This is a genomic window from Scandinavium sp. NPDC088450 (genome assembly GCF_044900545.1).
Lineage (GTDB): Bacteria > Pseudomonadota > Gammaproteobacteria > Enterobacterales > Enterobacteriaceae > Scandinavium.
Window position 1 is genome coordinate 39,565 of sequence record NZ_JBJDNI010000018.1, and the last position, 26,275, is coordinate 65,839.

Sequence of the window (26,275 nt, forward strand, 5' to 3'; positions counted from 1 at the left end):
CCATAACAGCCCCGGGCGGACTCCGTCCGGGGCATAAAGCAGCAACCTGTCGTGATTTTTGAAAGGGATACAATATGGGAAGAAGAGCGCCTGTCGCAGTATTGCTGGCATTCCACCTCTGTTCTGTCCAGGTGTATGCCGAAGATGAGCCACAGCTCATCAGTTCTGAAGGACTGGCAAGCCAGCAGGGTTTACCCTCGCTGGATGGTTCAGCCGCCGAGCTTCCCTTAAGCAGCGCAGCGCCGGGTATGCTGACGCTCAACAATGCGGTCAGCCGCGCCGTCAACTGGCATCCGGCTATCCGTGAGGCTGTCGGGAAACTGCTCACGCAAAACGAGCAGATTAACGTCGCCAAATCGAAATACTATCCGCAGGTCACCGCGGGCATGAACAACGGCTACAGCAACACCTACACCAACAGCGGGTACAGCCCGTCGCTGGTGTTGTCTGTTTCCCAAATGCTCTACGACTTCGGCAAAGTCGCAAGCCAGGTGAAAGCAGAAACCGCAGGCGCGGCACAGGAACAGGCCAACGTGCTGGTCAGCATCGATACCGTCGCCCGCGACACCGCCGTGGCGATGGTTCAGGTGCAGTCCTGGCAGCAGATGGTGGATGCCGCAACAGATCAGTTAAATGCTCTGAACGGCATCGGCAAACTGACTCAGCAACGCAACGATGAAGGGGCCACTTCGTTATCTGATGTGGTGCAAACCGATGCGCGTATCGAATCGGCTCGTTCACAATTGGTGCAGTATCAGGCCAGTCTGGACAGTGCGCAGGCGACTCTGATGACCCTGCTCGGCTGGAATTCGCTTAACGGCGTCAGCACGGAGTTCCCGGCCAAACTGGAGCAAAGCTGCATGATGGCGAAACCGGACGATCGTCTGGTGCCGTCTGTGCTGGCAGCCTGGGCGCAGGCCAATGCAGCGCAGGCGAATCTTGAATATGCCAATGCGCAAATGACGCCGACTATCTCGCTGGAACCCTCCGTTCAGCACTACCTCAACAACAATTATCCCAGCCATGAAGTGCTGGATAAAACCCAGTACTCCACCTGGGTGAAAGTGGAAATGCCGATTTATCAGGGCGGCGGCTTAACCGCCAAACGCGATGCCGCAAGTCACGCGGTGGAATCGGCCCAATCCACCATTCAGCGCACAAGGCTGGATGTTCGCCAGAAGTTGCTGGAAGCTCGCAGCCAGTCGATGAACCTTGCCAGTTCATTGCAGATTTTGCGCCGCCAGCAACAGCTCAGCGAACGCACCCGCGAACTTTATCAGCAGCAGTATCTCGACCTGGGCTCACGCCCGTTACTGGATGTCCTTAACGCCGAACAGGAAGTGTATCAGGCGCGCTTCTCAGAACTTTCGACACAAAGCCAACTCCATCAGCTCCAGCTCGACTGCCTGTATAACACCGGCACCTTGCGCCAGGCTTTTGGCTTAAATAATCGCAGCATCCAGTCCGTGGAGATCCAGCCATGACCCGTGCCGCTCCTCCTGTTGAAGAATTGATTAGCGACCACGCCCTCAGCAACTGGGCGCTGGCCATTGGGCATGTTGCCGCTCACTATCGCGTGGTGTGTTCGCCGGGCAGTATTCAGGCCAACGCCCCGTGGTTTAAAGGTAAAACACACACCCCGGCGTTAACACAGCTCAGCCGTCAGGCCGGGCTGTCGTTTCATCAATTGACCATTACCGAGCACGCTTTTAGCCAGTGGCGGCTGCCGGTCGTGGCTGAACTTGAAGACGGGCAACTGGCGGTCATCGAGCATTTCAACGGCGACGATTCGGTGGATGTGTTCCTGATCGATGGCGACGGGGAAAGCAACCGGGTGGCGGCCAGCGAACTGCTCTCATCGGTGAAATACGTTGCCGCCTTGCGCCCCCTTTCAGCGCTAAAAGACAGCCGCGTCGACAGCTATATCTCACGCTTCAGCCCGGACTGGATGAAGGATCTGGTGCTTCAGGACGTCAAACCGTACATCCCGGTGATGATCGCCGCGTTCCTGGTCAACGTTCTTTCGCTGGCAGGGATCGTCTTTTCGATGCAGGTTTACGACCGGGTGATCCCCGCGCAGTCTTATCCGACGCTGTATGTGCTGGCGACAGGTGTGCTGATCTCGGTGATCTTCGGCTTTGTGCTGCGTGAGGCGCGTACCCATATCATGGACGTTCTGGGTAAACGTGCGGATATGCGCATCTCGGATCGCGTTTTCAGTCACGCGCTGCGCCTGCGTAACAGCGCGGTACCCCGCTCCACTGGCAGCTTTATTTCTCAGTTGCGCGAGCTGGAGCAAATCCGTGAAATGATCACCTCGTCCACGCTGTCGACGGTGGTCGATCTGCCCTTCTTCTTCCTGTTTATCATCGTCATGGCGATCATCGCCCCGCAGCTGGCGTGGATCGCACCTGTTGCCGCAGTGATGATGGTGCTGCCAGGCCTGCTGTTGCAGAAAAAACTCGCCATTCTTGCGAACCAGGCCGCACACGAATCCACATTGCGTAACGCAGTGTTGGTTGAGAGCGTGCAAGGGCTGGAAGACATCAAGCTGATGCAGGCCGAAAACCGTTTCCTGCAACAGTGGAACAGCTATATCCGCATCACCGGTGAATCAGGTTTGCGCACCCGAAAACTGACGCAAGGCCTGATTGGCTGGGGCATGTCGGTGCAAAGCCTGGTATATGCGGCGGTGATTTTGTTTGGTGCGCCGCTGGTTATCGAAGGGGATTTAACCACCGGTTCCGTGGTCGCCGCGTCGATGCTCGGCTCACGAATGATTGCCCCGATGGCCGGTTTGTGTGGCGTGCTGGCACGCTGGCAGCAGGTGAAAGCGGCAAAAATGGGGCTCGACAGCATCATGCAGTTGCCGACTGAAACCCAGCGCGACGAAACGCTGGTGCATCAGGAAATCTTTCACGGGCATTACGTGTTTGAGAACGCCCACTTCCGCTATCACCCGGAAGATCAGCGTGTGCCGCTGCGCATCTCACGCCTTGAAATTCTGCCCGGCGAACGCGTCGCGCTGCTAGGCCGAAACGGCGCCGGGAAATCCACCATGCTGCAAGCCCTGGCGGGTGGCGTGGACATGGTGAACGGCGACTTACGGCTCGATAACCTCAGCATGCCGCAAATCGACATGGCAGACCTGCGCCGCAATATCGGTTTCCTCAGCCAAAACGCGCGGCTGTTCTTCGGCACCCTGCGTGAAAACCTGACCCTTGGCGCACCGCACGCCACCGACGAAGCCATCTTCGAAGTGCTGGAAATCTGTGGAGCCGACAGCTTTGTAAAACGCCTGCCAAAAGGGCTCGACCACCCGATTATGGAAGGCGGCAACGGCTTATCAGGCGGGCAACGCCAGGCTATTTTGCTGTCGCGCATGCTGCTGCGCTCACCCAATATCGTGCTGCTGGATGAACCAAGCGCCTCGCTGGATGAACACACCGAACGTGAATTTATTCAGCGGCTTGGCAACTGGCTTGGCAACCGCACGCTGGTTGTCGCCACGCACCGCGTGCCCGTGCTGGAACTGGTGGAACGCATCGTGGTGCTGAAGGATGGCCAGCTGGTGATGGATGCCCCGAAAGCACAGGCGATGAACGGCAATCGCGCACCGACAACGACCAGCGGGCGGGGGTGGAACAATGAAAACCAATCAGCATGATATTGCGATGGATGACCTGGATATCCGCCGGGAACACGAGTTTTCCGGGGCCAGCAAAATCATCGGCCTTTCCGCCCTGCTCTTTTTACTGCTGGGCGTATGGGCGTATTTCGGCTCGCTGGATGAAGTCTCTACCGGCACAGGGAAAGTGGTGCCAAGTTCCCGCGAACAGGTGTTGCAGTCACTCGACGGCGGCGTGCTCACTGAACTGATGGTGCATGAAGGCGACAAAGTTCAGGCCGGGGAAGTGGTTGCCAGACTTGACCCCACGCGTTCTGAATCTAACGTGGGCGAAAGCGCCGCGAAGTACCGTGCGTCACTCGCTTCAAGCGCGCGTCTGTACGCCGAGGTGAACGACCTGCCGCTCAAATTCCCGGACTCCCTGAAAGCGTGGCCGGAATTGCTGGCTTCTGAGACCCGGCTCTACAAAACCCGTCGCGCGCAGTTAACCGATTCCCAACGCGAAATTCAGGACGCCATCGACTCGGTGAACAAAGAACTCGCCATCACCCAAAGGCTGGAAAAAAGCGGTGCGGCAAGCCACGTAGAAGTGCTGCGGCTGCAAAGGGAAAAGAGCGACCTGGGGCTGAAAATCACCGATTTACGCTCGCAATATTACGTGCAGGCGCGTGAGGAACTGTCCAAGGCTAATGCCGAAGTCGACATGCTCTCTTCCATACTTAAAGGGCGCGAAGACTCGGTGAACCGCCTGACCGTGCGCTCGCCGATGCGCGGCATCGTCAAAAACATTCAGGTCACCACCATCGGCGGCGTTATCCCGCCGAACGGGGATTTAATGGAGATTGTGCCGCTGGACGATCACCTGCTGATTGAGGCACGTCTTTCACCGCGAGACATCGCGTTTATCCACCCAGGCCAGCGCGCGCTGGTGAAAATCACCGCTTACGATTATGCCATTTATGGCGGCCTGGAAGGCGAAGTGGAAACCATCTCGCCGGACACCATCCAGGACAAAGTGAAGCCAGAAATCGTTTACTATCGGGTGTTTATCCGCACCCATCAGGACTATCTGGTCAACAAAAAGGGGCATAAATTCTCGATTTCCCCGGGGATGGTCGCCAGCGTCGACATTAAAACCGGCGAAAAAACCATCATGGATTACCTGATCAAACCGTTCAATCGCGCAAAAGAAGCGCTACGTGAGCGTTAAGTGAGCGTTTCCGGGCCTGTTAGCGGTGGTATTCAGGGTGACAGGTCTGTTATACTGGCCGGACACATTGGGGCTGATTCTGGATTCGACGGGATTCGCGAAACCCAAGGTGCATGCCGAGGGGCGGTTTGCCTCGTAAAAAGCCGCAAAAAAATAGTCGCAAACGACGAAAACTACGCTTTAGCAGCTTAATAACCTGCTCTGAGCCCTCTCTCCCTAGCTTCCGCTCTTAAGACGGGGATCAAAGAGAGGTCAAACCCAAAAGAGATCGCATGGATGTCCTGCCTGGGGCTGAAGTGTTAAAACTAATCAGGCTAGTCTGGTAGTGGCGTGTCAATCCGCAGGTGCCAGGCGAATGTAAAGACTGACTAAGCATGTAGTACCGAGGATGTAGGAATTTCGGACGCGGGTTCAACTCCCGCCAGCTCCACCAAAATTCTTGGTTGATGGTCACCAGAGCCTGAGACGAAGTCCTGAAAGCCCGCACGGCAAACGCCCTGCGGGCTTTTTTGTGTCTGTGGTTTACTCACTTTTGCGGAGTTAAGCCAACTAAGAACGATATACAATTCTAAGTTTTCATTACAAAATTGCAGTTCTTGCTTTTCTCTCATAACATTTCTGCCGTAAAATCCTGTCAAAACAACAGCCTTGGTAAAGAAGTCCATTACCGCGTTATCCGAGTACTCGACAAGGATCTTCGAATGATCCTGCAACGAGTTCCCACAGCATAAAGGTGACTGAATAAAGATGATCAGAAACAACCTGCCGTGCCCAGTAAAGCGAGCCGGCAAAGAACTATCGGAAGGCCAATGTACCCACGTACTTCGGCATACATCCGCCAGTCACTTTATAATGAACGGCGGAAACATACTGGTCCTTAGAGATATATTAGGTCACTCGGCTATCAAATGACTATGGTTTATGCTCACTTTGCACCAGAACATCTTGAATATATGGTTCCTAAAAATCCTTTATTTAATTTATAGTGATTAAAAAATGATTACACAGCAAGAACTTGACGAAGAACTTAATGACCTTTTTGATACAATCAGAAGAAAATCCAGTATTAGACCGCCAATTGAAATTGACAAAAACCTCACATTAATTGATGATTTTACTCTTAAATGCAATAAATTTAGAGATTGCTTAGTCGATTACATCAACGGAAATAACAATAGATTAAGTTCACGTTTACGTAATAGATTAAGAGCGGTAGGTATAATCCAAAAAGAAATTATAACGTGCTTAGAATGTTTCTTATCAGGTGACATTAAATCGGCATATGACTCATTTGAAAGTATGCTTGAACCTCGAACTATATCTAGACATATTGAAAATATATGTATCCCTCTTTCTGATTTATGCAATGATGAAGAACCATTGTTTCGCGTTAGGAAGTCAGACAAACCGCTTTCCACAAGAAAAGATATGTTTCATATCCCATTCAACCAACGCCATTTAGTTAGAGCGCAAAGATTTTCGGTTGCTGGTCTACCTTGCTTGTATCTAGGAACATCTCTTTACATATGCTGGAGAGAAATGGATAAACCTGATTTTGACAAGCTATATATATCTGCTTACAAGGTTTCCGAAGATGATTACTCAATGGTACTTAATTTGGGACCTGATTTTTTATACAAGAAGAGATCTATATTAGAGTCAAAAAGAAAAAACAAATATGACTTCAACACTAAATTATCATATTTAGCGCTTTGGCCATTAATCATCGCATGCAATTATTTAAAAAAATATGACAATGCGTCTTTTGTTCAAGAGTATATAATCCCAAATCTTCTAATGCAATGGATAAGTCGAAACAGTGATGAGGATGTAATTGGGATTGCTTACCGCTCAACAAAATTGCCAGCTAATGCTCTTGGTGCCAGAGGCATAAACGTTGTGCTTCCCCCAAAAGTACGTTATGAGGAGATGGTTAATAATGAATTTTGTCCAAATTTAGCTAAGATTTTTAAATTCACATTACCTGTATCCTGGCAGGTTCTTAAAACAGTCGATTACATACCAGAATCAGAGGTGCATTCGAATAGAGAATATCTCAGTAAAAGGCTCCGAAGAAGAAAAGATCGTGCATTAACCGGTAGCATTGACGATGAAATTTTATCCATTTATCCTTTGACTGATTTTTACAAACTTGAAACATGCATGGATGAAATACAGATATATGATCATATTAAACCATAAACGCAGTGGCGGTTTTTTTTGGCGGCTGAGCATTAAAAATCTGTAAGAAATGATCCAAAGCAAACGATGAATAGTCAGACTACTAACGCGGCTCTTAAGCCGTATTGGTTATGGAGGGAAGCCGGTTGCACACGGGTTGCGCTCAATCGCGAGTACCGCGATGAATGAGGCCGGCTTTAACGCAGATGTCATAGAGCCTGCGTTATCTCATTCAAATAAAATGAAGTTAGACGAGCAGATAACCGGGCCATTTATCTTGAGAAAAGAGTTATTCTCATGGATTTGTGGGGAAGCCAAATTAATAATAAATCCGAGAGGTCATATAAAATGGAAATGTCATCACTAGATAAATTATGCTATGAATTTTTCAGAGAATTTGCGCGCTATGAATATTGTCTAAAAGCAATTGGCCTTTATCATAACACAAAAGATGCAAAAGCAAATTGGGATAAGTATGCAAAGCAAGTTGAAAAGGTTTTTTATAAGCCGGACAACCCTGATCTTATAGATGCAATTAATTATTATATGGATTCACCACCTAAAAAATTATTAATGATGGAATTCTTTCATGGGATGATTCACTACCTCAAGAAGACAGCACAGCCATAAAAACATTTATTTTGATTCGTAGAGTAAGAAACAATCTATTCCATGGGGGAAAATTCAATAACGAATTGTTTCAAGCTGAGCGTAGCGAAGTACTGATAATGCATGCACTAACGATTCTAAGGGCCTGTGCACAAAGTCATGGCAATGTTAGCAAAGCCTATGCTGGAATAGCGTTCTGAACGAATATAAGAGAGAAGTCGCACCTCAGCTCCAACTAAGAAATTTAGTGCTTATGTTTAACTTCTCTTTTCAGCAAAGAATATTATCAAATTGCTATTTAATCCACATACCACGAAATATTGTATCGATTTCATTTTGAACTAACTGTGGCAATTCATCTGTATCAATTTTATTGTCTTTAATCCAGTTAATACAATCCATTTCATCTAGGCTATCATCAGGAATTAGCTCAGATAGCATAACTGCTGCCGTTCGCGAAAATCCAAGACCAATTAATGAAATCTGTGTTTTTAAACTAACCCCTAACTCTAAAAACACACCGATATCTTCAACATCTTTAACAAGATCTAACCTTTCAATAGAGATATAGAAACTCTTCAGTAAGTCGTTATAGCACCCCAAAAGTCTTGGCGCATGGTACCTAGCAATCTCTTCAACATCTTTCATAACTCCTCTAATTAGAGTCGCCTCTTTGAACTCAATATTTCTCTTTTTATTATAGGAGATTCTATCTGAAATCAAGCGAGCCAAAGGATAACCCCGCATCCATTTAGAAACAAGCAATGCTTGTACAAATGCACCTTTTGAATTATAGCCTAACTTCTTACTTAAAGTATCACTTATTCTAGAGAATGCGGCCACATATGAGTCTAAGGCATCATTACTTCCAGGTTCAGAGAGCAATAACCTTTCTACGGGCTTTGTTTTATCTTTTGAAAAACGCTCCCATAGGTTCTGCATTAACAGTGGACTAATACCTGGGTGTCTAACAACAATATCATGAGGGAACGTTAATGAGTCAAAAACGTCAAAAATAACTTCATTTATTTCATCCATATTATTTATTTTATACTTTTCCATGTAAGGATTATTATCCAAGCCATTGTAGAAATAAAATGAAGAACACAAATAGCTAAACAAGCTCTGTAGTTTAGAATTTCGCTCAGACATTCCATAATGATTCTCAGAGTATATATATGATATTAACTCATCTGAATCAGTTGAAATTGCATCTGTGGCTCGTGTAATAATAATATTTTTCTTAGATTTTGGCGGTTCTCCATGCCACAGTCTTTCACTATCAGTATCAACACAAATAACGTTTCCTTGGAATTCCTTTCCCCATCTTCCAGCCCTACCTGCCAGATTCCAAAAATCCTCTTCTCTCATTGGCTTAAGATTGCCTTTTTTAGGCCCTCTAATGAATATGTTCTTACACGCCATATTGACTCCTTCAACCAGCGTTGAAGTGCAAACTAAATAATCAATCTTGCCTTTGCTGAATAGCCTTTCAATTTCCCCCTTAATTATCAATGGCATATTACCATAATGAAATGCGACTCGCTTCTTTAGCGTTCTGTTAAGAGCAAAATTCTTATGTATAACCTTTTCACTTAACTCAATAAGATCTAGAATCTCTGAATCATCTGTTTCGTTAGATATACTTGCAGCCAAAAGCTTTGAAGTTGACTCTGCCTCTGCCGCACCATTTACATAAACCACATTACCTGATGTGCTTTCGCCTAAACATAATGCTATAAAAGGTAACCTCTTGCTTTCTGGTGATGGTGTGTTTTTCAAAACAAAATTCCCAAGCTCTACCTTGTCATTGTTTGACAAGTAATACATAGCCCATTCTTTTGTTTTCCTCGGCTTTTGTTCAACCCAAATTAGGTTTTGATTTACAGTAACATAGTTGCTTTTTATAGTTTTCTTCTTTTTCGAGATAGGTGCATCGGTAAGAAGTATTTCAGGATTCAATGTGAATGGACTTGCGAAAATAACCTTTGTTTCAGAATTTTTGATACAGGTCATTTCGATAACGTGTTGCAGTATGATCCCTCTCCCTCCATCACCTATTTTGTGTGCTTCATCCACTACTAATACATCTACTACAGGAATATCGGCAAAGTGATTGTAAAACAAGTTCAAACGTTCTTGCGTGAAGATGAAGACGTTTGGCTTCCCAGGTTTATATACGTTATTTAAAGGTAGCGTTTGAATATTTATAGCATTTGTTAAATCCGGATCCAGCCTTTTTTGTAACTCAGAATGTACTTCTGAGATCAAAGCCCTTGTTGGAACGACATAAATAACCAAACAGCTTGAATTAAATTTTACAAACCGCTCAACCCAGGACTCTAAAATAAATGATTTGCCCACAGATGTTGGAGCAGAAACACTAATCCATGAATTTTCCTGCACTGCATCCCAAAAATCCGATTGAAACCTATTTGCGTATATATCTTTATCAGCATCTATTTCAATAGTGTACTGTATTTTTCGTTTTGTTAATTCTAGCTGAGCTTTAAATGGAATTCTATTTTCGAACTCAGGAGAAATATAACCTCGATTTTCTGCTAGTTTTATAGCGGCATTATTTGAAAGTGAATCTAAGATCAATGCAGCGCTATCTTTTCTCGCTGAACTTTTTTCGTTCAAAAGACAATACTGTGCAATCCGAAGCGCTGCATCTTGGCATTTTTCATCATTTGAAAACGCTAAAGAACTTGCACATGTCAAAAGATACCCAACATCTTCTGTCTTAATATTGGTAATGACCTCAGACTCAACAGCAGGAAACTGATCTCTAATAGATTTTGAAACCAAGGATTGATATTTTTTTAAAAAACCTTCATTGTTGATCAGCCAGTCAGATAAATTTTTCAATGACATATCAGCTCTCCAATGCTTTAACCAAATTAGCTCTAAATGACTTGACTGATGGGAATGGCAAAATAAAAACATGCATTGAAAAATGATCTAGTTTTTTCTTTAAAATGCCCCCTTGAACATTAGCTGACCATCTCTCTATTTTGGCATTAATTAAAGCGACCAATTCGTTTATATTGATCTGACTAGGACCCTGAGGATAATCCTTAAGATCAAAACCAACTAAACATATTCCTCTATATTCTAGTTTATTAAAATCGGGGTTATCTGGATCCAAGAAGCTTTTTAATGCAATCTCTAAGTCTGGGTCATCGACGTTAAGATGCGATTCAAGCAATTGCATATCGCGGGTTTCTGCGCCGTATGCTCCCATGGTACTTTGAAGTAACGGGGCTATACTGTCCATACATTCCGCAACTCCTTTTGACAAACTTGAATAAAGTTTTGACTCTCCCCAATATAAACACAATCTCTTATTGTCCTTATCGACACCAATGTGGATACCGTCGGCCCCATGGTAATGCATCTGACTACTGGTTTTTAAACTCATTTTGCATATAATTTGAGGGAATTTTAAAAATTGCTCTGCAAACAAAAAAAGAATAAACTCGCCCCCCTCTCCACTATTGGCTAGTCTAGTAAAAAGCCTCTGAGCTTCTGATGCAAGCTTTGCTATTTTTGATGTTGACTTTGTTTGATTAAAATACTCAACAGCTTCATTTATTTTTTTTCGTGGAATTGCATAATCAACAACTTTGCTTTTGAGAAACTCTATGAGAGCATCAACTCTAGGACGCCCATTCCCATCCAAATTTAAACAATGAAAATGACAAGTAGCCTTCGTGTTTTCAATCAATGAGTTAACTTTAACCTCACGAAAATAGCTATTTAAGGTTTGACCATCATCTCTTATAAGCTTATCAAGGGCGATATGCAGTGCATCCATGAGTTAGTTCTCGCACGTATAAAAATTAAACTATAAATCGCAATATATACGTATTTCAAGTAGTTGCAACATTTTTGCCTTGCCATGCTACGCCAACCACATTAAATGCACAAAGCCCGCCCATCTTAATTTAAATTAACTAAATGGAAACGTAGAATCGCGCTAACTCACAAGCTCTCCCTTTCTCGTGTTCAACCCGGCCTCCACCCCACTTCAGTTGACGCATATGTTTTCATGCACTGCCAATTTTTCCTCAAAGCCCATGGATGATAGGCGCTGGATTTTGGGTCATGGCCATTTGAATTCTTAAATAGAAAAAATACAGTCTAAAACTCAAACAACTCCCGAACCTCTAACCCAAGCCCCCGAGCCAAAACGCTAACCACCTCGATCGTAGGATTTCGGACTCCGCGCTCAATCCCGCTGACGTAGGTGCGATCGAGGCCGCATTTATCTGCAAATGCTTCTTGAGACAGGCCTGATTCAAGCCTGAGTTTTTTGATATGTGCACCAAAGCGCACTTGAATGCCAGATGGATTTTTCATCCGCTCAGCATCTCTTCTTGTCGCTTATCGGACCACGGACTATGAGTCACATAACAAAGATGATAGCATCCATTAAGTGACTCATAGGCTACAGAGGGAGTAACTGAAATGACCAACCAAAACTGGCACCCAGCCGACATCATAGCCGGGCTACGCAAGCGAGGCACAAGTCTGGCGAGGGTTTCGCGCGAAGCGGGGCTGGCGTCGTCGACGCTGGCGAATGCGTTGAATCGCCCGTGGCCGAAAGGTGAGTGGTTGATTGCCAACGCACTTAATGTGCATCCGGCGGTTATCTGGCCTGATAGATATAGCGGCAGCCACGACACCCGTTTACCGAGAGAACTGCTTCACCCTGCTTCCTGAATACCGTGACTCCGGGGCTGTTTACCCCGCGCTGTGAGTGACAGACGCATTCCCACAACACCCACTCTGGAGTTGTTTATGCACGCTGATTCACACTGGTTCCACCTCATTCCGTTGCCCCACTTCCGGGAAAGCTGCTCCCACTTTCCTTAGCCATTATCACCAGGCCGTTGCGCCCTGCTCGTTAGCTTTTTTCTCTACACATTGCCCCTCATGTACGGATTCCCCGTGCGTGCCGGGTCTCGCTTTGTCTTTTATTTCACAAGGATATGTCGAATGAACCTCAATACTCTGTTCCTGCAAAATGACGATTTTACGGCTGCCGATGCTATCGCCTGCTCCGGGCAGGACGAGCCGTACGAGCTCTACTTTGGCGCGGTCAGCGCCCCGATAATCCAGACCAGCCTGTTTGTACAGAAAGATTATCAAACCTACTGCGACGACATGCAGCACGAGGCTGAACGCTTCATCTACTCTCGCGGCCTGAACCCCACGGTGCAAATGGTGGAAGACAAGCTGGCAAAGCTGGAGCGTGGCGAGGCGTGCCGCTGTTTTGCTTCCGGCATGGGCGCTATCAGCGCGGTGCTGATGGCAAACCTCAACAGCGGCGATCACATTATTCTGGTCAATAACGTCTACGGCCCGGCGATGGCGCTCATTAAACAGATGGCGAAGAAATTCGGCATAGAGTACGACGTGGTGCTGGATGGCACGCCGGAAGCGATTACCCGCCAGATACGTCCGTCCACGCGTGTGATATACGCTGAATCACCCGGCACCATGACGATGAACATTGTCGATCTGGCGGCTATCGCCACGCTTGCGAAGGCGCACGGGATTACCACGGTTATCGACAACACCTGGGCCACGCCGCTGTTTCAAAAGCCGCTGACACTTGGCTTCGATATCGTGATTCATTCCTGTACCAAATATCTCGGCGGCCACAGTGATTTGATTGCCGGGGCGGTGATCACTTCTCGTGAGCGCATGGCGGAGATCCGCGATTTCTCCCACCAGCTGCTCGGCGCGGTGCTGTCGCCGTTTGTCGCCTGGCTGCTGCTGCGTGGATTACGCACTTTGCCTGTGCGCATGCAGCGCCATCAGGAGAACGTGTTGCAGGTGATTGAGTACCTGAAAACTCGCCCGGAAGTGGAAAACATCCGCCATCCGTACATGGCAGATGCCGCGCAACAGGCGATTATCCGCAAGCAGATGCACGGCTTCTCTGGGTTGTTTTCCTTTGAAATTCGCGGCGGGCACTTCGCAGAGGTGAAGCGTTTTATCGACAGCTGTCGTTTGTTCAAAATCGGCTGCAGTTGGGGCGGCTACGAGAGCCTGATTATCTCGCCAAATCGGGGTTACAACGAACCCGCACTGGCGGCGGATGACATCGCGCCGGGCCTGATTCGTCTCTCTGTCGGCCAGGAAAGCCCGACGCTGCTGATTGCCGATCTGGAGTCGGCTTTTGCCTCCCTTCATGGAAAGTGAGGAGTTAAGGATGAACACGCAAAAACAGCCTTCGTTCGCCTCTGCGGTCGGCTTGCTGATCGCTATCTTTCTGGTCTTTGCCGTCGGCATTGGCCTGCTGAACTACCCGGTCGAATTCACCTTAATCTGCATCACCCTTGTTACCAGCTTTTATGCCGTCTGGTACGGCGGCAGCTGGAGCGAGGTCATAAAAGCCCTGGTCGTGAAAATCAAAGACGCCGTTCCCGCCATTTTGCTGCTGTTGTCGATTGGTATGCTGATTGGCTGCTGGATGGTCTCCGGCACCATTCCGATGATGGTGTATTACGGCCTGGCGGTGATCAATCCGGCCTATCTCTACCTCACCGCGTTTTTGGTGACGGTCTGCATCTCAACGTTTACCGGCACATCATGGGGAACGGCGGGCACCATTGGCGTGGCGTTGATGGCCGTGGCTTCGGCGATGGAAGTCTCATTGCCGATAACCGCCGGGGCCGTGATTTCCGGGGCGTACTTTGGCGATAAGCTTTCACCGCTGTCCGATACCACCAACATGGCCGCCATTGCTGCAGGCGCGGATTTGTACCAGAGCATCCGCAATATGCTCTATACCTCGGTTCCGGCGTTCTTCTGCGCCTGTGTCGGCTTTTACCTGCTGGGCAACCATCTGAGCGGTGGCACCGGCGCACAAATGGCGGCGATTGCGGTGATGAAGTCGTCGCTAAACACGCTGTTCTGGCTCAACCCGTTACTGCTCTCCCCCGCGCTTTTAGTGTTTATCGGCGCGATGAAGAAATGGGATTCCGTGATAGTCCTGATTGCCTCAGCCGCTTTCGGCATTGCGCTGGCAGTGGTTTTTCAGGATATCGCGATGGCAGATATTGTTGGCGCAGCAATCAATGGATTTAACTCCAGCATGCTGCCGGAGCTGGCGTCATTAACAATGGATGCTTCCACCGCGAAGAATATCAATGTGCTGTTGAACCGTGGCGGCATGTATTCGATGGTCGGCCCGATAGTGGTGATGCTGTGCGCATTTCTGTTTGCTTCCGCGCTGGATGTTTCCGGGGCGCTGGCGGTGATCCTCCGGCGGCTGGTGCAAAAGCTCAATACCGTCACTCGCACCATCCTCGCGACGATGTTCACCAGTTCGGTGCTGGTTGCCTGTACGGGCAACGCGGTGATCAGCTTTTTTATCGTCAAAAGCATGTACGAGCCGTGTTATGAGAAGCAGAAACTGCACCGGGTGAATATGTCTCGCGCCATGGAATCCGGCGCAACGCTGCTTGAAGGCCTGTTCCCGTGGACAATCTCCGGCATGTTTATGGCGAAAACGCTCGGCGTTGCGACTGTCGATTACCTGCCGTTTGTTCTCTTTAATTTGTCCTGCTGGCTGATTGCGATCCTGTATGCTTTCTTGTCTAAATGGACGAGTTTTGGCACACGCTATGTGACGGCTCTCGTTTAATTAGCTTAACGTTGGCAGGGGGAATATCCGCCCTGCCAACGCACACCCCACAAAACAATTTTTGCACTTCCAGCCCGGCAAGTAACTTTTAGAACCAATTTCGAAATTTAAAGGGTCTTTTTTCTGGATACTTACACAGCAAGCAGGGCTCTATATAAGAACAGAGCCCTGCGCAGGTTAAACAACTATATCGGGGTCACATTCTGGATAACAGGTGAAATTTCTCCGGTTTTCGTATTGATGTGGAAGTTACGGCTCGGCGTCCCTTTCAGATATTTGTCAATAACGCTAAAAATACTGCCAAAGCGTAATTTGAATATGGTTTCAAATGAACTCCCGGAATTAATCTTAATCACTGTCGGTGGTAGTGTAGCGGCAAGACTCCCGGTCAACAGGCGATATTGGCTCAAGCGAGATCCCGAAATATCACGCAGTGCAAGTTCATCTGCATTGCGCAAACGATAGAAGTCTACGGCGAGATCAAATCCATTCCATCGCGCGAAGTCATCCAACTGAAAACCTGCATTCATTGCCAGTATTTCGGCTTTTTTGCTGGCCGTTTTCCATGCACCTGCATTCTTTTTAAGATAGCGCTGCGTGATATCAACCGTCTCCAGATTCGTACCTTTGGCACAAATGGCATGACTGGCGCTCAAAGGAGCACGGAGAACATCACTGTAAGGCATTGATCCCTCAAGCTGACTTAATATCAGCATTTCCTTGCCATTCAGACTAAACACCATCTGCCGGATTTCACATGGCCACTCTTCAGGAATGAAACGCAGACGAGTTAACTCAGTAATGTGCCAGTTGGTAAAGTCGTAATAACTTCCGGCTTTGAGGATATTATTATTCCAGATATGTGGGGAATGAATTGCATTCAGATGGTCCCATTCCTGCTGATAATGCTCGAACAATTCATTAAACCGTGGGACGGAATCAATAACGACGGTCTGGACATCAATTTCATGCTGGTTTTTGAAATTCAATATCTTATAAGCAGGCACATACGCTGCCATTGATGGCGCCTGAATGTTAAACAATAAGCTCCCATCTTTATAGCGTCGTACGCCGGTGTCATTGAAATGCATATGGCCACCGACATGAACACCGATACCCGTTTTTGCCAGTGCATGGCTGGTATCTTCTTTAGGTGCCCGGGCTAACTGGAATTTCCCTTCACCAAAGAGGGTTTCTATATCGTTTGCTGCACCATTATCAAACTCAACCATCGGAAAGTGGCTAAACGTCACAAGTGTTTTATTTTGAGCTTTGGCACGTTTTGCAACCGACGCCATCCAGGCAACAGTCTGCTGTTTATGCGTCAGCATTTTGTTGTACCCGGCATCTCCAGAGCCTTCAAAATTCTTCGCGTAAGTTGGATTTGTGATATCAGCCTTTGCAGAAGGAATATAGACATTTGCATCTACCGCCATCAGCCAGAGTCCAGCAACAGGTTCAACAAGATAACTGCTGTCTGCAACATTAAAACATGGCCCATACCCTGGTTGTTTATATTTCCCTCCTGTACCCTGAGTACAAATTTCATATTGTCGCTGACTGAAATCACTGAATCTGAGGGCTTCGGCGTAACTATATCTCTTAGAATGATAGTCAGAATAGGGTGTTTCCCAGTAGATATCATCAGGCAATGGATTCATACCAAAGGATTTCATGGCATCCATAACATGCTGATAACCACTACTCACCATTTCCTCACTGCAAATTGTCGGTAATTCTGCATCGGTTTGAATAACCGTTGTTTTGCCTTTATATCCTGTACATTCCTTTGCACCGTAGCTAAAAATGCGTTGAGTTTTCCCCCCTGCCCCCAGAAAGTCTTCCTCTCCGCCCGGCAGATCAAATGGCCGGTTTGGATCGTGATTCCCTGGCGTCGCAAAAAAGCGCATGCCGTACTTCTGCTCATACTCGTGCAGTATCTTTACCAACCCTCTTAAATGAACGGGCTGACCGTCGTCACTGAAATCACCAGGCAAAGCGACAAGTTTAATGCCTTTTTTGCCCGCATCATCAAGTGCGGCGCGTAATGCAAAATAATTCTCATTAAAAAGTCGGGTCGAGGTTAACTGTGCGTACATTGTGCGGATCATGGCTGGCTGACCACTTTTACTGTTTTTCAGTCCATCAAATGCACCGTCGGAAAAATGCCCGTAGACATCATGAAAATGGATATCTGGCATAAACGCAACACTATATTGATAATCCGAAGCAGCGGCTAATTTCCCTGATAGCATTAGACCCAGCATCAGACACGAACACATTTTATTGTTCATAAATCACACCCTCCAGCATTCAACTGAATGAATTAGAAATTATTTGCAAAACCGACGCGATAACGCATCGCCCAGGCATCCCGATATGTTTTTCCGTCTTTTATGTAAGAGCCATCATTACAGGAGACATAATCGATTCCAGCATAGGGAACCCTGTTTTATTCCCAGGCCATGAAACATTATGATTATGGAGATAATCATTTCCTCTTAACGCTGGGTAATCAGTAGGGAATTTGTTGCATCATGATTAGCCCGCCATTTCCTGTTCGAGTAGCTCAGCAACATTTTGAGGGGCTTTGCTGTCCATTAACTGCTGACGGAAATCTGCATGCATTAATTTTCGAGCCAGTCTGGAGAATATTTTCATATGGTCACCTTTCTCCTGTTCGCTGACCGTCAGCATGATGACCAGTGACACGTCGACGTCATCACTCCAGGCCAGCGGCTCCGTTAAGCGCATCACCGAGACACTGCTACTGGTGACAGCAGAGGATTTACAATGCGGAAGCGCAATGGCGAACCCGAGTGCTGTAGAAAATATTTCTTCTCGTTGCCAGATAGCGGTTTCCACCTCAGAACCAGAAAGTGTTCGCTGTTCAATCTCAAGGTTATCGGTGATGACTTTAATGGCCTCAGCCTTACTGACTACCGTGTAATTCAGTAAAATAAGCGCAGGATCAAAAACAGGTTTAGAGATATCAGCCACCTGTGACTGGAGTTGTTCTGCGACCGCCTGAGCGCTCTCACACTCCAGAGCCTGACATAAAACCTCCTCACAAGCCGCAATGGTTGATGTCGCTAAACGCGCTTTCAACGGCGCGATCCGACTGACTGACATGCTGATATGGCGTAACCCCATGCCTAACAAAAGCGGTAACGCAGCCGTATCTCCTCCCATCTCCCCACATAAACTGATGTCAATGCCAGCCCTGTTCGCCTGAGCGGTCATCTCTCGCAGTAACTGCAAAAATGCGGGATCGAAGTAATTGTACAAATGCCGCACCTGCGTGTTGCCACGATCACAGGCCAGGAAATATTGCGTCAGATCGTTGCTGCCCACAGAAACGAAATCAATGTATGCGGCAGCCTTGGTCAGCAGATACAACACAGAGGGAACTTCAGCCATGATCCCCAATGACCACACTCCAGTGGGGTACCCTTCTTCATGCAGGTCGGCTTCTGTTTTCTGGAATTGCTCGCGTAGCCACTTCACTTCCTCAAGCGTTGTCACCATCGGGGCCATGATGTGTAGCGGCCCGGCAGCACTAGCACGTAGCAGAGCACGCATCTGCGACCTGACAATGTCCATAAATGCCGGATAGAGGCGAATACCACGCCAGCCCAGAAAAGGATTCTCTTCCTGTGGCATCTCCATGTAATCACAAGGTTTGTCCCCCCCGATATCCAGGGTGCGGATCACAACTTTACGCCCCTTAGCCTGCTCAAGAACATGGCGGTACGCCTGGTATTGTTCTTCCTCATCAGGTGGTGCAGACCGCTCACAGAACAGCATTTCAGTGCGGAACAAACCAATACCTTCTGCTCCCGCTGCAAAAGCGGATTCAGCTTCCGCCGCAAGTGCGATATTTGCCAGCACAGTGACATGTTCACCGTCCTGCGTACGCCCTGGACGCCGCGTTAATGGCTGCAGGCGTTGTTCGAGGCGTTGCTGTTTTGCTTGTTCCAGCTGATACCAGCGCTGCGCCTGTTCATCCGGAGATATGACAACTACACCATAGCGCGTATCCAGTAGCAGTGACTCATCGCTGCGAATGCGACCGGTTTCCGCAGCCTCAACACTCAGCAAAGGAATACCGAATGATCGGGCCAGAATGACCGTATGGGACGTTTCCCCGCCCGCTCCCATGATCACACCTTTCAGATGTGGGCCACGGAGTGCCAGAAACTGCCCAGGAGTGATCGGAACAGGACTTATCACGATACTGTCCCGTTGTAATACGGTTTTCGGCATCAGAGGTTTTGAAGTCAGGTTCGCTGCCAGGCGCAGCCCTAAATCCTGCAAATCCAGAACCCGCTGCTGTAAATAAATACTGCGGCTTTCCCGTAAAGGCGCACTTAATTCATCCAGCGTCTGAGCCAGCGCTTCCAGTGCATTACGTGTTGGCCGCTCAGCCAATAGCGACTTTTTCAGCAAAGCATCACCCAGCAGTTTTATGTGTGCCTGTAACACGCTGGCAGATTCCCCATGTGCATGCCTCAACTCGTCGTGAAGTTGAGTATGTACCTGATGCCACGCGGCCTCCAATGCCTGGCGTTGAGTCACAGAAGTTGCCTTGGCCTCTTCTCCAGCCAGCCGATGAAGGTCTGGCACCCCCAGGTGCATCGCATAGCCTTGCACCATCCCCACACTGACGCCTTTACCTCGCAGGATCCCGGCCATTGTCTGAGCCAGATACACGGGTAATGGTTGTGCCCCTTGGTTCTGATCATGCTCAACAGGTTCATCACAACCGGTCAACTCCTCAGTGATAAACCGGGACAGGCATTGATGAGCAGAGGCTTCATCCTCGCCTTCAATAATTAACTCGCAGGGATCCTGATACAAAATGTCAGCACCAATCATCGCCAGAATGCTGCGCGCGTCAGCCTGATGCTGGTTGCGCAGATTGGCAATCTGAACGCGCGAACAAAACTGACTGACACGTTGCTCAAGCGCGCTGGCTGGCCGGGCATGCAGGCCATTTTCAAGCGGGCAAGTGAAATGAACTTTTAACACGACGTTATCCTTTGATTATTGGTGTGATCCGCCAGGAGACTGGTGCACATGCAGGTACTGTGTTGTGAGATGTCACTGACTGCATCTCTGACAAAGCGACTTCACTGAGTATTGCGTTTGCTTCAGGGGCTGGGCTTATCAGCTCTCGTGAACCCGGATTCCAGCCCCGGAGGATCAGAGCCTCTCCTTGTTGCGCCTTTTTCAGCGTGCTGAAATGCAAGGGTGTATCCCAGCGCAGAAGACTGTATGTCGATGGAAACGCGAGATTATGTGGATTTGTTTTGAAGCGAGCCCACCCCGAATCCAGCCAGCCCACCAGAGGGGTTCGCCATCTCTCAACGCTACGCCAGAATTCAGGACTCTCTGCATCATGCATCGGAACCAGGGCGAGACTGGCATGGAACTCACCAGGGATTTGCGAATCCGGAGAAGGCAGAGCCATACCTGATGCCCGGCCAGGTCTCCAGGGCATACCAGCACGCCCCAGCCAGCCAACGCTACGCAGAAGGGTAACAGCCATAATTGATGGGCGGTCATCCGGAATTTCATATTCGCGTAACCCATCAGTCACCACACACATCCCTTGCCTGCCGTCATGCATCATGACAAGACTTTGCATCGGCCAAAGAGAGGCTGGTGACTCTCCCCAGTTTTCTTGTTGCCAGACATCCAGTGTGGAGGGGCGATTTTCGCGACGGATCAACCCAAATGGCTGGTCGGCAAAATGCATATCCGCACACACTTCGCTGGGGATATGGACCTGCAAACGGTGATCCTGCAAGGTGTTATTGACCGTCACTTTCATGTCAAGCACTGGACTCTGGTGTGTTAGCGTGATAGCCATGCTGATATCCAGCAGTCCGTTACAGCGTCGCTGCCGCCGATCTTCCAGGGTTTGTGGTGCTGCAATCGACCAGTTCAGCATTAACGTGCTGGCTAATGCGCCGTGCTGCCACTCAGCTTTCTGTAGTGAACCTTCACTGGTTACACGCCAGTCGTCTTCGGGTGGTGAATAGTTGTAGGTATCACCAGCATCTCCCCCATCAACCAGCAGAATCAGGTTATCCCAGCGCTTACCACTACGTTTATCAACGAGCACAACCTGATCACCTTCCAGCGTCAGCCGAAGCCACTGATTTTCCAGGACATGAGTCAATGAAGAAGAGCGGGTAAAGCAGGAAGGCACCCCTTCCTGAAGGTATAAGGTGCTATAACCACTGGCAGGTATCGCTAAAACATCCAGTAAAATCTGGCATTTACGGTAAAAAACAGGATAAGGACTGTTGGAAAGTTCCTGCACAATGACAGACATGTCCTGCGACGTTTCCTGCAGGATCTGCCAGCGGCAGGAGTGTCCTTGCTCATCGACAATGCTGAAATCCTCACCCGGCAAATACAACGTTAAAGCCACCAACCCATCCCGTGGGGAAGGCAGTGCATTGAAAATGATGATTTTCTTGCCATCCTGCTGTGCGGATATTCCGTTTGCCAGCATCTGCATATTCAGCTCAAAAAGCTGGCTGGCCTTTTCCTGCCCCGAGAGCAGGCGGTCTTTAACAATCGCATTCACCCGATCAGAGTTACATCCCCCTATACTGTCGTGTGCATGCGACTTCATGGCTTCACGCCAGATATTTTCCACCACCTGCTGAGGATACGGTAATCCCAGTGACCAGCTAACACTCAGCAATGGCTCCAGTTGGCGACTAACAAAATTCTCCAGCCGGGCATTTGTCTGCTTGATGTCCATGCGAGTTGAGAAAATACCTCTATGGACTCGCATGTATTTCGGGCTCAGCAATTCACCTTCGAAAATATCGAGCGGGGTGCTTTCAAGCGCCTCGAAATAGCGAGCGAAATCACTGCGAACAAAGCGATACACTGTTTGTTGCGTGTTCAGGGCATCCAGCATCGCTGGTACGCCATACTCGAAAGGTGACTGGTCATTACCATTTGGCAGTATCAGTTGTGTGCTGCGGCTGAAAGCGGCTTGTTTCTCCAGTACCTCAGAGAGTCCTGGCCATGCCTGATGCGGATCTGTCTGTAACCATTTAGCACAGCCATACCCCTGTGGCAGTATGGCTGTTGTGACGCAACTGCCGTCCAGGCTACGCCAGCGAAATTCAGTAAACGGAGTGTCATACTCACTCCAGCCTCGCCAGACAACCGCATGGTCGATAGCAAATTGCTTCAGGAACATCGGTAGCTGGGCACTCTGACCAAATGAATCAGGTACGTAGCCAACGGCCATACGTGACCCTAACCGCTCACAGTCCAGTTGCCCCAGTAACAAATTGCGAGTAATCGACTCTGCACCCACCACCAAAAAATCGGTTTGTGTATACCATGGGCCAATTAATAGTCGACCGGCTGCTACCAAAGCTTGTACACGTTCACGATTCTCCGGAGCGAACTGGAAATAATCCTCCAGCACGACTGTCTGCCCGTCGAGAATAAATGGGCCTAATGATGTATCGGCTTCAAGGCGATTAAGAAGATCTTCCATGAAGTAATAAAGCAACACTTGAGAGTCGTTTTCTGTGAAATACCACTCACGATCCCAGTGCGTATGCTGAATTAAGTGAACCGTTTTCATCTTTCTGTTCCTGCTCCTGTTTTTATACGAGCGTATCCCGCGCAGATATTTATCTACGCTAAACACAGGACTCATTCATTCAGATGTACCCGCGGTACATCTTTTTAGCGGCCGGCTTTAAACTCCGGAGCCTTAACTTCTTTTTTTATCGCCGATTGTCCAGTGGTTTGATGGAAAATTAAAAGAGATCCACAGGCAATAATGGCCGCCCCGCAGGCAATTGACAGTACGTAAACGGGCCATTGATCTACAGCCAGCCAGCCATAAAACCCTGAAATAGGCGCATGATTTACAGCCCCTAATCCCACGGCCATGGCCGCAGCCACGGCAGACCCAATGACATTCACGATAATGATACGTGGGTTTGATAATGCAAAGGGGATCGCCCCCTCAGATACCCCAATCAGCCCCATTAATGTAGAGGCTTTTCCTGCTTCGCGCAGAGACTCCGGAAAATGTGATGACCACAGTAAAGTCGCGACGCCCAAACCAATAGGCGGCACAATAATCGCCACCTGAGCAGCTGTGTTGGGGTCGTAAATCCCCGATGCCAGTAATGCCATTGCGGTGGTCACAGCGGCTTTGTTAATCGGGCCTCCGAGATCAAATCCCACCATGCCACCAATGACCGCAGCCAACACAATCTTGTTTGTCCCTGACATCGACAACAACCAGCTTTCCATTCCATGATTAAGGGCTGCTAAAGGGGAGCCAATCAAAAAGGCCATACAGACACACGTCAGTAACGTACCGCCGACAGGCAAAATAAAAATGGGCCCCGCAGAAGCCAGTGCTCGCGGCAGTTTGATATAACGATTAAGAGCTCGAACGATATACCCGGCAACAAAACCTGCGGCCAGAGCACCCAGAAAACCGGTTCCCAGGTTACTTGCCAGCAAGCCACCAACCATGCCAGGAGCTAGCCCAGGTTTATTCGCCAGTGCGAAACTGATGTATCCAGATACAATCGGTAGCATCAACGACAGCGCCAGCCCACCAAAGCCATCAAATTTATGTAGCACCTGTATGACCGTACTGGCCTGCTCATAGCTGGCATCCCAAATATTATCAATGCCATAGATTGATGCTCCAATACGGGCTATCCCCATCAGAACCGCCCCGGCAATCACAAACGGCAGCATCCACGATACCCCGGTCATAATGGCGTTTTTGACTTCTACACCAGCAGATTGCTTCCCCCCGCCCTGGAATTTAGCCATTTGCCACCTCTTTCTCTACCGCTTCAAACACGGCATCACCAAACTTAATGGGGTCTGAAACGCTGCATTCGAGCTTAACCATGCCCTCAAAGCGCTCTTTACCACTGATGGCCACATCCGCAGCAATAATGGCTGCATCTGCACGCGCCAGATCGTCCGCAGTAATTTCGTTTTCAGCCCCTAAACTTCCCTGTGTTTCCACCTTCACTTCGTGACCACGATGCTTACCCGTTATCTCCAGCGACTCAGCAGCCATATAGGTATGAGCGACACCGGTTGGACACGCTGCAACACAAACAATGTACATATTGATTCCTTTTAAATTCAGACCATAAAAAAAGCACAATGGCGAAAACGCGCATTGTGCTTTGTTGAGAAACAACAGATTGACCAATCTGATTATCAGCATCTGCACCACTGGCGTGGCGGCAAACTAGCAGCTGATGCAAACTGGTGTTACGGAAACAAAAAAGGAGCTCGTCACGTTTACGGCGACATAACAGTGAGTGCTGAAAATGTTGGCAAAAAGGTGTTTTCTGGCGAAAACGTTGACGAATACCGGTACACAGGGACTGACTGGCGCATTCCCATAACAGGGACCATCCCTTGGCTATTTGCATGTCCATACAGTCTGATTCAGGGAGGTCGTTTTCGGTAAGACAATTAATGGAATTAAACCAGCATAAACCATCAAGCATCAATTTCATTTTGCGGTCCGCAGACAACAAAATGGAAATAATGCTTTTGATGAATGATATACTGAGCATAATGCCATTAACTCCGTCATAAATAACGTCGTAAAAATAAATCATTCATAGTAATATAGCTGTGACCTGTTGCACAAAACAGTCAATCTCCCCAGAAAGTATTTTTGAATAAATTGAACATTTGTTGAATTGAATAACAACACAAGGCATTACCGGGCAAAGTAAAAGTTCAGGGTAATTGACCAGCCTGTTTACTCGCAGCGGATAAACACGTTGAGCGGTTATGGCAGGGGCTTCATGACAAAATTTTGGTGTGCAGTCCATTCATACCTGCACCAAATATCTCGGCAGCCGCAGTGATTTGATTGCCGGGGCGGTGATCACTTCTCGTGAGAGCATGGCGGAGTTCCGCGATTTCTCCACCAGCTACTCGGCGTCGCAACTGTCGATTACCTGCCGTTTGTGCTGTTTAATTTGTCCTGCTGGTTGATAGAGATCCTGTATGCCTTCTTGCCGAAATGGACGCGTTTCGGCACAAGGTATCTGACGGCTCCCGTTTAATTAGCTTAACGTTGGCAGGGGAAATATCTGCCCTGCCAGCCCATAATCGGATAACTCAAAAGTTGAAATAGCATTTTGAACTGTTGTTTTTTCGGCGTATATTCAAGAATAACAACAAGGAAAGTAAGGATGCCGCCATGCAGGCGTCAGATTATTTAAAGTTGAAGTTCCAGAGCGATCGCCAGTTAGCCATATATGGGCAGCAAGGTGTTACCAGTACATGGAAGGCGCTACAAGGAATCGGTTCAGATCTCTATTCGGGCGTCGAGCGAGCAAGTTGGTACTCATCCTGCCTGCTACCGAAATACCAGGACGTATGCCAGGAACTGCTCTCAGAAGAAAAACGAATGTGGATGAATATCTATTCCATCTATCGTTATCGGGATGTGATCGGCCAAATGCTCCATCTCTATTTCGAAATGGTCGTAGAAGATACCAGGAATGGCAATAATAAAGGCGATGTTCGCAGTGTGGATACAAAGGCGACTAAATTCATTGCCGGTATTGCTACCAGCAGGGTCGCGCGTTCCGGCGTAACTCTTGCTTTTGCTGAGGCTCTTTCCTCCTCTAACCCTGTCGCTCAAGCCGTTGTTGAACGTTTAGCTGCAAGGGTTCCGAACGTAGTTACGGCTTTTCAACTCTTCGGTACAGAGCAACATTGTGCCATGGCGGCACGCAGGCTAAAGGCATTAGACCCCAAATATTATGCAATACTTTACAACGCACAATTAGAAATGCTTTATTACTTCGTTGAACCGATCCTATCGGATGTAATCAAAAAGGTTCAGATGAAGGTTTATCGTGATTTTGATGAAATCTATGATGCACTGAAGAGTAAATATAATGTTTAAGAGCATTTTATCACTGCT

Annotated in this window: 18 protein-coding genes, 1 other RNA gene and 2 pseudogenes; 13 read left to right on the forward strand and 8 right to left on the reverse strand. The window is 48.2% G+C overall.

Translation table 11 applies throughout. From position 1 onward, the window contains the following. The first annotated feature begins 74 nt into the window (after positions 1 to 74). The 8 genes and pseudogenes from ACI2I2_RS15980 to ACI2I2_RS16015 all read left to right on the forward strand — a co-directional run bounded on the left by ACI2I2_RS15980 (position 75) and on the right by ACI2I2_RS16015 (position 7,649). Entirely contained in the window at positions 75 to 1,484 is a 1,410-nt protein-coding gene (locus tag ACI2I2_RS15980; protein ID WP_404658772.1) for a TolC family outer membrane protein, read from the forward strand. Continuing rightward, positions 1,481 to 3,667, forward strand: coding sequence for a type I secretion system permease/ATPase (locus tag ACI2I2_RS15985; RefSeq protein ID WP_404658773.1), 2,187 nt, complete (start codon positions 1,481 to 1,483; stop codon positions 3,665 to 3,667). The genes ACI2I2_RS15980 and ACI2I2_RS15985 overlap by 4 nt, the downstream gene beginning before the upstream one ends. 7 nt (positions 3,668 to 3,674) lie before the next feature. Next, on the forward strand, positions 3,675 to 4,838 hold the full coding sequence (locus ACI2I2_RS15990) for an HlyD family type I secretion periplasmic adaptor subunit (RefSeq protein ID WP_404658829.1): 1,164 nt from the start codon (positions 3,675 to 3,677) through the stop codon (positions 4,836 to 4,838). Positions 4,839 to 4,907: 69 nt separating this feature from the next. Continuing rightward, positions 4,908 to 5,271: a transfer-messenger RNA gene (gene ssrA / locus ACI2I2_RS15995) on the forward strand. A gap of 341 nt (positions 5,272 to 5,612) precedes the next feature. Beyond that, positions 5,613 to 5,824, forward strand: a pseudogene (locus ACI2I2_RS16000) (tyrosine-type recombinase/integrase); the annotation flags it as partial. 10 nt (positions 5,825 to 5,834) lie between these two features. Then, a complete protein-coding gene (locus ACI2I2_RS16005) occupies positions 5,835 to 7,040 on the forward strand; it encodes a hypothetical protein (RefSeq protein ID WP_404658774.1) in 1,206 nt (401 codons plus the stop codon). A gap of 45 nt (positions 7,041 to 7,085) precedes the next feature. Next, positions 7,086 to 7,349: pseudogene (locus tag ACI2I2_RS16010) on the forward strand (tyrosine-type recombinase/integrase); the annotation flags it as partial. Between the two features lie 18 nt (positions 7,350 to 7,367). Further along, the gene (locus ACI2I2_RS16015) at positions 7,368 to 7,649 is read left to right on the forward strand and encodes a hypothetical protein (RefSeq protein ID WP_404658831.1); all 282 of its coding nucleotides are present in this window, start codon (positions 7,368 to 7,370) and stop codon (positions 7,647 to 7,649) included. Between the two features lie 273 nt (positions 7,650 to 7,922). Here the strand turns inward: ACI2I2_RS16015 and ACI2I2_RS16020 are convergent, their stop codons facing one another. From ACI2I2_RS16020 to ACI2I2_RS16030, 3 genes are all read right to left on the reverse strand, one after another. Beyond that, the gene (locus tag ACI2I2_RS16020) at positions 7,923 to 10,505 is read right to left on the reverse strand and encodes a DEAD/DEAH box helicase (RefSeq protein WP_404658775.1); all 2,583 of its coding nucleotides are present in this window, start codon (positions 10,503 to 10,505) and stop codon (positions 7,923 to 7,925) included. 1 nt (position 10,506) lies between these two features. Beyond that, the gene (locus ACI2I2_RS16025) at positions 10,507 to 11,448 is read right to left on the reverse strand and encodes a DUF1837 domain-containing protein (RefSeq protein ID WP_404658776.1); all 942 of its coding nucleotides are present in this window, start codon (positions 11,446 to 11,448) and stop codon (positions 10,507 to 10,509) included. Positions 11,449 to 11,774: 326 nt separating this feature from the next. Beyond that, positions 11,775 to 11,993, reverse strand: coding sequence for a helix-turn-helix domain-containing protein (locus ACI2I2_RS16030; protein WP_404658777.1), 219 nt, complete (start codon positions 11,991 to 11,993; stop codon positions 11,775 to 11,777). Positions 11,994 to 12,101: 108 nt separating this feature from the next. Here ACI2I2_RS16030 and ACI2I2_RS16035 point away from each other — a divergent pair, with 108 nt between their 5' ends. The 3 genes from ACI2I2_RS16035 (at position 12,102) to nhaC (ending at position 15,291) form a co-directional block, all read left to right on the forward strand. Further along, entirely contained in the window at positions 12,102 to 12,356 is a 255-nt protein-coding gene (locus ACI2I2_RS16035) for a helix-turn-helix domain-containing protein (RefSeq protein ID WP_404658778.1), read from the forward strand. A 276-nt stretch (positions 12,357 to 12,632) separates the two neighbouring features. Then, a complete protein-coding gene (locus tag ACI2I2_RS16040; protein ID WP_404658779.1) occupies positions 12,633 to 13,844 on the forward strand; it encodes a trans-sulfuration enzyme family protein in 1,212 nt (403 codons plus the stop codon). A 10-nt stretch (positions 13,845 to 13,854) separates the two neighbouring features. Continuing rightward, complete coding sequence (nhaC, locus tag ACI2I2_RS16045) at positions 13,855 to 15,291, forward strand: Na+/H+ antiporter NhaC (RefSeq protein WP_404658780.1); 1,437 nt, start codon at positions 13,855 to 13,857, stop codon at positions 15,289 to 15,291. 185 nt (positions 15,292 to 15,476) lie between these two features. On the opposite strand, the gene ACI2I2_RS16050 is transcribed toward nhaC, so the two are convergent. The 5 genes from ACI2I2_RS16050 to ACI2I2_RS16070 form a co-directional block, all read right to left on the reverse strand. Next, entirely contained in the window at positions 15,477 to 17,585 is a 2,109-nt protein-coding gene (locus tag ACI2I2_RS16050) for a metallophosphoesterase (RefSeq protein ID WP_404658781.1), read from the reverse strand. Between the two features lie 247 nt (positions 17,586 to 17,832). Next, positions 17,833 to 20,322 (reverse strand): phosphoenolpyruvate--protein phosphotransferase, encoded by a 2,490-nt coding sequence (gene ptsP / locus ACI2I2_RS16055; RefSeq protein WP_404658782.1) that lies wholly within the window; start codon positions 20,320 to 20,322, stop codon positions 17,833 to 17,835. A gap of 4 nt (positions 20,323 to 20,326) precedes the next feature. After that, positions 20,327 to 22,918, reverse strand: coding sequence for a glycoside hydrolase family 38 C-terminal domain-containing protein (locus tag ACI2I2_RS16060; RefSeq protein WP_404658783.1), 2,592 nt, complete (start codon positions 22,916 to 22,918; stop codon positions 20,327 to 20,329). Positions 22,919 to 23,022: 104 nt separating this feature from the next. After that, entirely contained in the window at positions 23,023 to 24,138 is a 1,116-nt protein-coding gene (locus ACI2I2_RS16065; RefSeq protein WP_404658784.1) for a PTS fructose transporter subunit IIC, read from the reverse strand. Continuing rightward, entirely contained in the window at positions 24,131 to 24,445 is a 315-nt protein-coding gene (locus ACI2I2_RS16070; RefSeq protein WP_404658785.1) for a PTS fructose transporter subunit IIB, read from the reverse strand. The genes ACI2I2_RS16065 and ACI2I2_RS16070 overlap by 8 nt, the downstream gene beginning before the upstream one ends. Before the next feature lie 713 nt (positions 24,446 to 25,158). Between ACI2I2_RS16070 and ACI2I2_RS16075 the strand changes: the two genes are divergently transcribed. After that, positions 25,159 to 25,335, forward strand: coding sequence for a hypothetical protein (locus ACI2I2_RS16075; RefSeq protein WP_404658786.1), 177 nt, complete (start codon positions 25,159 to 25,161; stop codon positions 25,333 to 25,335). A 208-nt stretch (positions 25,336 to 25,543) separates the two neighbouring features. Beyond that, the gene (locus ACI2I2_RS16080) at positions 25,544 to 26,257 is read left to right on the forward strand and encodes a hypothetical protein (RefSeq protein WP_404658787.1); all 714 of its coding nucleotides are present in this window, start codon (positions 25,544 to 25,546) and stop codon (positions 26,255 to 26,257) included. The last annotated feature ends 18 nt before the right edge of the window (positions 26,258 to 26,275 follow it).

Bases quoted from the DNA above. Each gene is read 5' to 3' on its own strand.
- ACI2I2_RS16015 (WP_404658831.1), top strand. From the start codon at position 7,368: ATGGAAATGTCATCACTAGATAAATTATGCTATGAATTTTTCAGAGAA.
- ACI2I2_RS16080 (WP_404658787.1), top strand. From the start codon at position 25,544: ATGCAGGCGTCAGATTATTTAAAGTTGAAGTTCCAGAGCGATCGCCAG.
- ACI2I2_RS16020 (WP_404658775.1), bottom strand. From the start codon at position 10,505: ATGTCATTGAAAAATTTATCTGACTGGCTGATCAACAATGAAGGTTTT.
- ACI2I2_RS16065 (WP_404658784.1), bottom strand. From the start codon at position 24,138: ATGGCTAAATTCCAGGGCGGGGGGAAGCAATCTGCTGGTGTAGAAGTC.
- ACI2I2_RS15985 (WP_404658773.1), top strand. From the start codon at position 1,481: ATGACCCGTGCCGCTCCTCCTGTTGAAGAATTGATTAGCGACCACGCC.
- ACI2I2_RS16030 (WP_404658777.1), bottom strand. From the start codon at position 11,993: ATGAAAAATCCATCTGGCATTCAAGTGCGCTTTGGTGCACATATCAAA.
- ACI2I2_RS15980 (WP_404658772.1), top strand. From the start codon at position 75: ATGGGAAGAAGAGCGCCTGTCGCAGTATTGCTGGCATTCCACCTCTGT.
- ACI2I2_RS16050 (WP_404658781.1), bottom strand. From the start codon at position 17,585: ATGAACAATAAAATGTGTTCGTGTCTGATGCTGGGTCTAATGCTATCA.
- ACI2I2_RS16070 (WP_404658785.1), bottom strand. From the start codon at position 24,445: ATGTACATTGTTTGTGTTGCAGCGTGTCCAACCGGTGTCGCTCATACC.
- ACI2I2_RS16005 (WP_404658774.1), top strand. From the start codon at position 5,835: ATGATTACACAGCAAGAACTTGACGAAGAACTTAATGACCTTTTTGAT.
- ACI2I2_RS16025 (WP_404658776.1), bottom strand. From the start codon at position 11,448: ATGGATGCACTGCATATCGCCCTTGATAAGCTTATAAGAGATGATGGT.
- ACI2I2_RS16035 (WP_404658778.1), top strand. From the start codon at position 12,102: ATGACCAACCAAAACTGGCACCCAGCCGACATCATAGCCGGGCTACGC.
- ACI2I2_RS16060 (WP_404658783.1), bottom strand. From the start codon at position 22,918: ATGAAAACGGTTCACTTAATTCAGCATACGCACTGGGATCGTGAGTGG.
- ACI2I2_RS16040 (WP_404658779.1), top strand. From the start codon at position 12,633: ATGAACCTCAATACTCTGTTCCTGCAAAATGACGATTTTACGGCTGCC.
- ACI2I2_RS15990 (WP_404658829.1), top strand. From the start codon at position 3,675: ATGGATGACCTGGATATCCGCCGGGAACACGAGTTTTCCGGGGCCAGC.
- nhaC (WP_404658780.1), top strand. From the start codon at position 13,855: ATGAACACGCAAAAACAGCCTTCGTTCGCCTCTGCGGTCGGCTTGCTG.